Here is a 9420-nt window from a genome sequence, read left to right as displayed (position 1 = left end):
CCGACGCGAGCCGGGCCGGGACCTTGCGTTCCCGTTCGAAGCGGCGTCTGGTTTTCCGCAGGAAGGCGCGTTCGAAGGAATCCTCCGGATACGATTCCGGGTCGATCCGGTCGAGCAGCCGCCCGACGACGGGAGCGGTGATGCGGCGGTGAAGTTCCCCGGCGAGCGTCTCCATCTGGCAGGCGCGGTCGGCGGCGGCGCCCGGGGGCATATACACCTGCTGATCCCACTCCAGGACGGCAAAGGCGGCGGCGAGATCGGCCACCTCCCCGGTCAGTTTCCGCAACTTGTCAAAATCGTTCATATTTCCTCCGGCATTGCACTGATGTTTTCAGGAAACGTAACGCCGGATTCGAAAAAGTCAAGTCACAAGCCGGAGTTCCGCCTCTCTTACGCGACGGAACCATCTGCCTGCGAAAAATTCGACACGAAGAGAGCGGCAACGAACCATCCCGCCGCCGCCGCCCTCCCTCTTATCCCGGTCAGCGAACCGGCTCCAGCGAAAAATTCGAGTCTCCGACGAAATAGAGGATTCCGGGACCGGCGCGGAAGCCGGCGGGATTCTCCGCCCGCTCCCGCCCGAGGTAATCGACGACGGCAGAAGATTTCCCGGTTACCCGCGCCTCGACCGGCACTTCGTCGGAAACGCTCCAGACCGCGACGGTGCGGCCGCCGTCCGGCCGCGTCCAGGCCGCTGTGTAAACGGCACCGTGCCGCCGGACGACCGGCATGGTCGATCCGGCCGGGAACTGTCTGGTCAAGGTCCGGCAGGCGATTCCCGCCGGTTTGGGTTGGTTCTGCCGGTTCATCAACCCGAAATAGGCTTCCCGCCAGAGATGCATGGCTCCGTCACGAAAGCAGTAGTGAAAGAGACGTTTGACTCCCGCGCCCATGGCGATCAGGAAGGTCCGCGGGAGAAGCTGCGCCTGAAGCGTTTCCGAAACCGTATCGCTGGCGGTGACGTTCCCCAGTACGATGATGTTGCCTTTGAGCGAGCTGTTCAGGCGGTAGATTCCACCGACCGCTCCGCGGAACGTTCCCCGGCATCCCCACAACAGCGGCAGGAAACGATCCCCCGGCTCCAGATTTCCATCGTGAAAGAACACTTGAAGCCCGAATGGATTGGCCCCGAGCCCGGGAAACCCCTCGGCATCTTCATATCGGTCGACCGTCTTCGGCGCCGCAGAGCCGCGGAGCCACCAGCTGCTCCACCCGATGTGGAACTTCTTCATAAATCGGTCGTTGATCTGGGTTCTTCCGCCATCAGGAGTGTGGTCGTAATAGAGCGGGAGACCGAAAGGAAAGATCAGCGTCCCGCCGCGGCGGCAGTAATCCAGCAGCGCAGGAACCTGTGCGACCGGGAATGCCCCGTCCGCACAGAGCAGAAGCGCGGGACAATCGCGGACCTCCAGCTTGGGCAGCTCCCGCAACGCAATCGCTCTCCGGTTCCGGTACCCGGGAATCATCTCTTCCGTACGAATCCGGGGGGAGTCGGTGTAATAATTCGCGTCGGGGTCGACGATGACCGCAATCCGCCGCTCCGGCGAAATTCCAAGCGCCCCCAGCGCCGCGGCGATCGCCTTTGCCGCATAGCCGGAATTCCGGCTGCGTCCGGTGGAAAGTCCGATCTCGGTAATCCAGAGCGGTCTTTCGCCGATACCGTACCGCTCCATCGTCCGGCGGATCCGCCCGATTTCGAACGCCAGTTTGCTTTCCGGGAAATGATACCATTGATACGGATGGATGTTCATGATATCAAAGCTGTCTGCCACACCGGATTTCAGGGTGGCCTCCAGATAGCGCGCGTCGGCGCCGTCCAGTCCGCCGTAGACAATCTTCACGTTGGGAGCAGAACGGCGCACCACTGCCGCCGCCTTTTTGAGCAGTTCCGCGTAGGCTTCCGGATTCGGCGGCTCCTGCCAGAACCGCAGCAGGTTCGGTTCGTTGAAAATTTCGATGTGACGGACCTTCCGGCCGTAGCGTTCGGCGCACTGCCGGAGAAAGGAAAGAAATGCCTCCTGATGCCGGGAAACCGGAGTTCCCCAAGCCGGAGTCTGGTCACAACCGAGAGAGAGGAGGATTTCGACCCCGGATGGTTCGGCCAGCTCAAACACCCGGTCCGGAATCCGGAAGTCCCACTCCCCCTGCCGCGGCTCGACAATTTTCCAGGGGATGGAGACCCGGACCGCCCCCAGCCCCAGATCGCGAAAGATGCCGAACTCCTCCTCGGCATCGGCGAACTCTCCCCGGCAGAGATGGGCGCAGACGCCGTGCGGCGACTCCGCCGCGGGGAGGCAAAAAGAGGCGCCGAGCACAGCCAGATAGAACAGGATTCGAAACGGTTGCATGAACAGATTTCCTTTCAGAATTTAATCCAGTTGAGATTTTGATTGTAATAGGAGTTCAACCCGGTCGCGGTCTCACGAAGCTGATGCGGCGAATACGCTCCGGCGTGTCCGTCGAGGAAGCCCACGGTCGTCATGCCCTGGTGGATCATCCGGAGCGTGGGCCGCTCGGTCGTACGGGTCGGTTCCATGATGTAACAGCCCGCGTCCCGTCCGTAATTGGCGTTGTTGAGTCCGGAATCCCCCACAATATAGGTGGAGGAGGGAGCCCGGGCCTTGCCCGGCAGGATCATGCAGTAACGGGTAATCCAGTCGGCGGAACCGCGATCGCTCTCAAAGATGTCGCCGGTTTTCTCAAGAGTTTTTTCCAGTTCCGTATCTTTGTAATCCCACCACATGCCGACGGTGCCGGCGATCTCCATGTTGTTGCCGGTTCCCTGCGCCTTCCAGTTGATGTCCTCCACGGTCGGAATATCCGGAAGCATGGTGCAGACCATGACACTCCACGGCAAATAGGGCTTCAGCGGATGCGTGACGGCGATCCGGCTGCCGGTCAGGATCCGGTTGAAGCGGCGCGTGGCACCGTCGAGCTGCGCAGTGTGAACCATCCGGCCGTTGTAGTCGTCGCTGTAATGGATCTGCCCCTGCATGAACTGCTTCTTGTTGGAGACACAGCGGATGGTGCGCGCCCGGTCCCGGGCGGAATTCAGCGCCGGCAGCAGAAGCGCGGCAAGAATGGAAATGATCGCAATCGTGATAAGAAGTTCGATTAAAGTGAATTTTCTCATACGGTCTCCTTACGGCTTGTAAAGTTGATGAAGCAGAGAGAGAAAAATACCTTCCGCAGTGGCGAAAAAGGGACGCATGGATTTTTCGTAAATTTCAAACAACTCTCCCCAGGAACCGGTTTCCGAAAGGAGAAGATCCAGTTCATTCTCCGCCGTTTCCCGCCGTCCGGCATAGAGGCAGGCCATGCACTTCCAGAGACGGTACCAGGCGCAGACGGAGTTGCCGGTATCGTACATGTTGCCGACCTGCCGTTCGGAAGCGATGAAGGAATCCAGCGCCGCCTGCGCCAGCTCATTTTGCGGCGAAAGCACCGCGTAGGGGTAGAATCCGCCCAGCAGTCCGATGGAGGCCGCCGGCCCGCCGGGATAGGCGACGAAACGCCCGTTCTCCACCGGGAGGCCTGCTTCCAGACGTTGCGCCAGGTCGCGATAGCGCCCGGCGTCGGCGGGAGAACCGGCGAATTCGGCGGCAATCCGGAAGAGCGCAATCGCAGCGCAGGTGGTCATGAAGGCGTTGCGCCGGTGTTCCCCGAGCCGCTCCATATCGGTACAGCTGCCGAGGATCGTCCGGCCTCCGCATTCGTAGAGCATGTGTCGTTCAAAGAAGAGGGCGCAGGAGCGGATGACCTCTTTCCCGCCCTGTTCCAGAATCCGCATGTCGCCGGAACACTTTGCATATTCCGCAATGCAGAGCGCGACATTGGCGTTGTGGAAGACATGGTCAAGCCAGAATCCAGCCGGAGCGCCCTCACTTCCGTCTTCCAGAGTCTCGAGCGGATAAAAGCAGCTGCCGTCGCCCCGCGCATCCTTGCACTCCCGCTGCCTCGCCCGTTCGAAGGTGGCGATGCGGAAGGCCGGAATTCTGCGCGCCTCCTCGAAGCATCCCGCACGGAGCAGCCCCCGCAGAATGAAGAGCTCGTCGAATGCGAAAAACCGGCCGTGCCAGTGTGAATCGAAGAGACCGGTCGGCACACTCCAGCGCGTGGTGGAGATCTTCAAATGGTAGAGCGCCATATCGTAACTGCGTTTCATCCGCGTCGGAAGCAGTGGCGGTGTACTGCGCTTGTAGAAGGCAGCCCAGACGGCACGGTGTTCCCGGCGAAGTTCCTCGAAAGAGAGGTTCCCGGCTTTCCGGATGGCGGCCTCTCCCCACGCCAGAATCCAGACGCACCCGGTCAACGTTCCACGCCAGAGCAGTCCGTTCTCCTCCGGCGTGAAGCCGGGGCCGCAAGCGAACAGCGCGAAAGGTTCCTCCCGGATTTCATCCAGATCGTAAATGCAATCCCACAAGCCGGGTTTCCGCGGTTTCATCGTGAGCCGCCGATGTTCCGGATGGTGATGGAAACAGAACGGCACAGGGGCCGAGGCGCGCTTGCGAATCGCCACCAGATTTTCCGTCGCATGGCAGAAGATCTCGGTCGTCAATACCGTACCATCCGCCCACGAAATCTCGCTCACCACCTCCGCAAGGTCGGTATCGAACGTCAGTCTGCGGCGACTCGGCTCGCCCCGGCCGGGCAGCTCCTGCGTGAAAAAGCCGAACGGGAACAGTTCCCTCCCCGCACGGTGATCTCCCCCCCAACGCCATCCCGCACGGCGGATTCCCGGAACCATGCCCTGCCAGTTGCTGACAGGGCAGATGCTTTTCAATCCGAACTCCGGCGACATGGCGCCCTCCGGATCGATCTGCAGGGAGAGTTCCCCATTCCCGATCGGCGGCAGAACCGCCGGGCTTCTCGTTGCAAATTCCATGATTGTGCGCATCTGTTCCTCCGTTTTTGCAGTAAAAATTATACCACAAAAAAGCACTTGAAACAAGAATTTCCCGTGATAAATTATATGGAAAAACAACTGAAAAAATATGGAAAAATGACGATTCGCAGAAACATTCGCCACATGTCCGGCGAGTACCGTGAGCTGGAGCTGCACACCCTTCTGCACTGGAAAGGCGGGCGGAACCGGAGCTGGCCGATCTACCCCCATGCCACGGAGGAGAGCCGCCGGCGCTCTCCGTTCTCCTTCGAAGAAAGCAACTGCCCCTACCTGCTTCTGGTCTCGCTCTCCCGCGGGCAGCTCGCGTTTGAGGTGGAGACGGAACAGATCCTGCTGAAACCCGGAAAACTTCTTCTGCTTCCTCCGGGCGTCCATTACCGGTTTCAGTCACGCCGGGGGAATTTCTACCAGAAAAAGGTGCTGGAGATCAAGGGAATCAATCTTCTCTCCATTCTGGAGACGCTCAATCTCACCCGGCCGCTCTGCCTTGACTCGCCGGAAGGAGCAGCCCTGTTCGAGGAGAAGTTCCGGTTGATCTCCGCCAGAATCGGCGAGACGAGCGGGGAGGCATTGTCGCTGCTGATGGGTGAAACCTATTCTCTGCTCTGCGCCCTCTCGCTGCTGGTCGGCGGCACCCCTCCGGCTTACGGGTACTTGAACTTGATCCGCGAACGGTTGGAGAGCAATCTGGATCTTCCTGTTTCCATCACCTCCCTCGCTGCGGAATTTCATCTGAATCCGGTGGTGATGAGCCGGAACTTCAAGAAAAAGTTCGGCTGCACGCCCCGCGAATACCGGATCGCCTGCCGGATGGAACAGGCGAAATATCTCCTGAATCAAGACCAGCTGTCCCTCAAGGAGATCGCCTATCAGCTCGGATATTGCAACGAGTTCTATTTCTCCCAGGAATTCCTGCGGGTGATCGGCTTCCGTCCGGGGGAGTGGCGCCACCGCGGCGACGCGTGAGACGGAGATTCGCCGGCTCAGCGGGAGAGAAACTTCCGGAAGCGCTCCAGCGTGGCAACACGGGTCAGCTCGTCGATGGTGAGAAATTTCATCCAGTCCAGAAACTCCCGGCTGAAACGGGCGGGAGCGGCCAGCACCTCGGGTTCGCGGAACCGCCCGTCGCGGAAATAGATCGGCGACGCCGCAGACCGGATCCGCTCCGGAACTCCCGCTTCCCGCAACTCGGCCAGATACCAGCAGAGTTCCCGCTCGATGATTTCCTGCTCGAACACAAGCGTTCCGGTCGCGGGGAGCGTTCCGGAAAAGGTGGTAACGCAGAGCCCGTTGCGGATCAATTTCAAGTCGATCGCTTTCCCCGGCCGGTCGTACACTGTGAGCAGCACCCGGCGCCGGGTGCCGTCAGGCACAAGTATATCGCCGCTGGTCCGGCCGTCGATCTCGAGCAAAACCACCGCCCCATCCCAGGTGGTGACCGTCCGCCGCTCGCGCAGCCCCTTCCGAAGTGCCGCCTCCGTCAGCGCCTCCATCCGGACGAAGGTCGCGCCGCGCCCGTCGCCGGGCGTCCGGCCGACGTCGAAGGCGGAATCGCTGGTCGCGCAGCAACCGATCCGGTAGCCGAGATTCAGCAGCATATACCAGAATTCCGATGCGCCCGGCGTGTCGGCGTTGTAGAAAAGATCCAGACAGGGCATCATCTCCGGCGCGCAGAGAAGCCAGAGAAAGACCTCTTTCCCGGTCATCCAAGAGTATCGGCGGCCATCCTCCTCGCGAATCACGTCGTTGTAAAGCGGGTGAACCGGTATGGCCACGCCGCCGTGCGAAGTGATGTATCGCCGCGCCAGTTCAAAATTCGTCACGCCTTCGGTATCCGTCAACAGCGTGATTGGTTCCACGCCGACATTGCCGACGTGGCCACGCCAGTTTTTCGGGAACTCGGCATTGAGCCGCAGCAGAAAGCGGTCGTCGGACAATCGCTCCGCAAGGCGCTTGTAATCGGTGACATCGCCGTCGTTGGCGAACCGGGAGGAACACCAGAGCCAGTCGTAATGCTCCGCCCGGGCCGCGAACGCGAAGAGCGGCAGATTCCCTTGATAGATGTTCTCCCCGTGGATGAGATGCGCATGAAAGTCCCCTTTGAACCACCCCCGTTCCCGCAATTCGGGCCAGTACGGCTCCTCCCGCACCTCCGGGCGCCCTGCGGCGGAAAACGCGTAAGATCCGCGTGTCCAGAAACTCGTGGATTTTTCATGCCATACCGGCCGGGAGACCTCCGCCCCGCCGAACGGAGTTCCGGCGAGATCGAACCAGCGGACCGGCGTTCCGGAATCGGTGATCTTGAGCGTCGCCGGTCCGGAACACTCCCCCCGGACAAGATGCCGGTCCGGCGCCTCCTCCATCGCGATCACGACGCCGTCGGCCGGCGCGCGGAGATTCGGGACAAACGTATCCCTTTTTCCCTCGGCCACCGCCTTCAGCGAATAGATTCCCGGGGCAACGACGGTCAGGGCGAACGTGCCGTCCGGCGCGGTTTCCGCCAGTTCGCCGGTATCCGCCATGACGATGCTGCCGGGGGGAGCAAATCCGCGGATGCAGGCGGAACTTGCCTGAAAACGGAAGATGAAATTCCGCTCTTCCCCGATCCCCTCCAGTTCGATCCGGTCCGGATAAATCCGGACGACGGTCGCGGTCGGGGTTGCCGCATTGCAGATTGCACGCACCGTCTTGTGCAGCACGCCGTTGCGCAGTGCGATGCCGCCGGGGTGATAGTGGCCGGAGAACCAGCCACGGACATGGTCGAAACCGTCGAGAAGTTCGAGCAGCTCCTGATGATCCCACATACGCGCGTTTTCGCCGCTGGCGTCGAGCCAGAGCGGCACGTGGCAGAAGATCACGGCGAGCTCGCCGGCATCCCGACTCGCCTCGAGCTTCTCTTTGAGATACGCTTTTGAATCCGGCGACAACATGCCATCCCATTCCCGCAGATCAAGCCACGGATGGGCGGCACGGAATTTGGCGGCGAGCCGGCGGCGCACCGAGCCGGGCGGCGAAAAACGGCTCACATCCAGTCCGTTGAGGACGATGAACCGCACCTTCCCGACGGAGAAATCATAGGACATGCTGTTGAGCCCGAATAGGTTCAGCAGTTCCGACTCGGAGTACTGCACATAATCGTGATTCCCGACCACGTGGCGGACCGGCACGGTGGAGAGTCGAAGGTTCTCCAGCATCAGCGGGATCTCCTCCCGCGAGAAGCCGTCGCCCAGATCGCCGAGACTCACCACGAAATCGAGATCGCGGATGCCGTTCAATCGCCGCACCGTCTCCCGGTGGAGGCGGTGCCCGGACCGGTAGTTGCGTTCTCCGCAGGATTCCCGGTCCGCGTACTGCGGATCGCCGATCAGCGCGAAAGCTACTGGAGTTTCTTCCATTTTCCCCTCAACCCTCAAGTTTTCCGGGGTCAGAATCCGAATTTCCTTTCATTCTTCGCCTTCCGCCGCAGCGGGTTCCAAGGTATGGGACGCTCACGCTCCGCTCCGCGTTTCCGACGGGTCTTTGAATCAGTTCAAGCAGCTTCCGAATCCGGGCAAGTTCGTTCTCCGCCAGCACCTTGAGGCAGATCGAAGGGACCGGAGACAACGCATGCGTCTGCAAAAGCACCACCCGGCTCTCCATCACCTGAAATTCCCCCGCCTGCGCAACCATCTCCTCCAGCCGCCGGGCGTCCCCAAGCACCCAGCCGTCATAGCATCCGGAGGAAAGCATCCGTTTGAATTCGGTCAGATCGCCGAAACAGTCGCTCACCGCGTCCGCCGCCGGATCAAACTCGGGAAACACCTCCCGGATACCCCGGATGATCTTCGCCGAACGGGAATAGATCTTCCCCAGATCCTCCGGATGGGGCTGCGCCCCCATCATGGCGAAAAGAGCGATTCGCCGCGCCCCGTGCTTCCGCAGCGTTTCCGCCGCCTCACGCCCCGCGGCAAAATGATCGCTCATCACCAGCGGACAGGGAGCGGCATGGGCCTCTCCGAACCCGACCACACGGACTCCAGTTTCCTGCAGACGTTTCACATCCTCGTACAGACGGTCGCTGAACCCGTTCAGCACCACCAGGTCCGGCCGGGTTTCCAGACAGCGCCGCAACGACTCCGAACGGTGCCCGAGCCGGAGAACCGGCCGGAATCCGGCAAGGTAGAGCTCGCTCACCAGAAGCTTCAACTCACGGGCGCTCTCCGGATGGTCCAGCAGCTCCAGACTGGCGATGACAGCCACCTCCGGCTCCAGCCCGTTCTGCCTCGTCCCCGGCAGATTACGCGGCTCCCAGCCGATATCTTCCAGATATTCCCGGATCTTCTTCCGCAGCTCCGGACTCACATAGGAGTTCCCGTTGATCGCCCGCGAAACGGTCGCCATACTGACGCCGCAGTGTTCCGCAATTTCTCTGACTGTGATCTTCCGATTCATTTTCGCTCCCGTTCTGTCTGCTTTCAGTATACATCACAGGAACGTGAAATTCAAGAGCTGATATGAAAAATATTTCACATTTA

6 protein-coding genes and 1 pseudogene are annotated in these 9420 nt (G+C 60.9%); 1 reads left to right on the top strand and 6 read right to left on the bottom strand.

All coding sequences use genetic code 11. The annotated features are described in order from the left end of the window. From ACMLHG_RS08250 to ACMLHG_RS08235, 4 genes and pseudogenes are all read right to left on the bottom strand, one after another. A pseudogene (locus ACMLHG_RS08250) lies at positions 1-304 on the bottom strand (carboxypeptidase M32); the annotation flags it as partial. 178 nt (positions 305-482) lie between these two features. Beyond that, positions 483-2348, bottom strand: coding sequence for a glycosyl hydrolase (locus ACMLHG_RS08245; RefSeq protein WP_417170197.1), 1866 nt, complete (start codon positions 2346-2348; stop codon positions 483-485). Positions 2349-2362: 14 nt separating this feature from the next. Continuing rightward, on the bottom strand, positions 2363-3133 hold the full coding sequence (locus ACMLHG_RS08240) for a type II secretion system protein (protein ID WP_294434494.1): 771 nt from the start codon (positions 3131-3133) through the stop codon (positions 2363-2365). Positions 3134-3142: 9 nt separating this feature from the next. After that, entirely contained in the window at positions 3143-4897 is a 1755-nt protein-coding gene (locus ACMLHG_RS08235; protein WP_417170196.1) for a hypothetical protein, read from the bottom strand. Positions 4898-5002: 105 nt separating this feature from the next. Between ACMLHG_RS08235 and ACMLHG_RS08230 the strand changes: the two genes are divergently transcribed. Beyond that, positions 5003-5872, top strand: coding sequence for a helix-turn-helix domain-containing protein (locus tag ACMLHG_RS08230; protein ID WP_295811912.1), 870 nt, complete (start codon positions 5003-5005; stop codon positions 5870-5872). Between the two features lie 17 nt (positions 5873-5889). On the opposite strand, the gene ACMLHG_RS08225 is transcribed toward ACMLHG_RS08230, so the two are convergent. Both ACMLHG_RS08225 and ACMLHG_RS08220 read right to left on the bottom strand, forming a co-directional pair. Further along, the gene (locus ACMLHG_RS08225; RefSeq protein ID WP_417170195.1) at positions 5890-8301 is read right to left on the bottom strand and encodes a CehA/McbA family metallohydrolase; all 2412 of its coding nucleotides are present in this window, start codon (positions 8299-8301) and stop codon (positions 5890-5892) included. Positions 8302-8308: 7 nt separating this feature from the next. Continuing rightward, positions 8309-9337, bottom strand: a complete 1029-nt coding sequence (locus tag ACMLHG_RS08220) for a LacI family DNA-binding transcriptional regulator (protein ID WP_417170194.1) — start codon at positions 9335-9337, stop codon at positions 8309-8311. Positions 9338-9420 lie beyond the last annotated feature (83 nt).

Origin of the sequence: Victivallis sp. (assembly GCF_048170485.1) — a bacterium.
In the GTDB taxonomy this organism is placed as follows: Bacteria; Verrucomicrobiota; Lentisphaeria; order Victivallales; family Victivallaceae; genus Victivallis.
The sequence above is the reverse complement of the archived record's forward strand: the minus strand, read 5'-3'. Positions and strand labels throughout refer to the sequence as shown.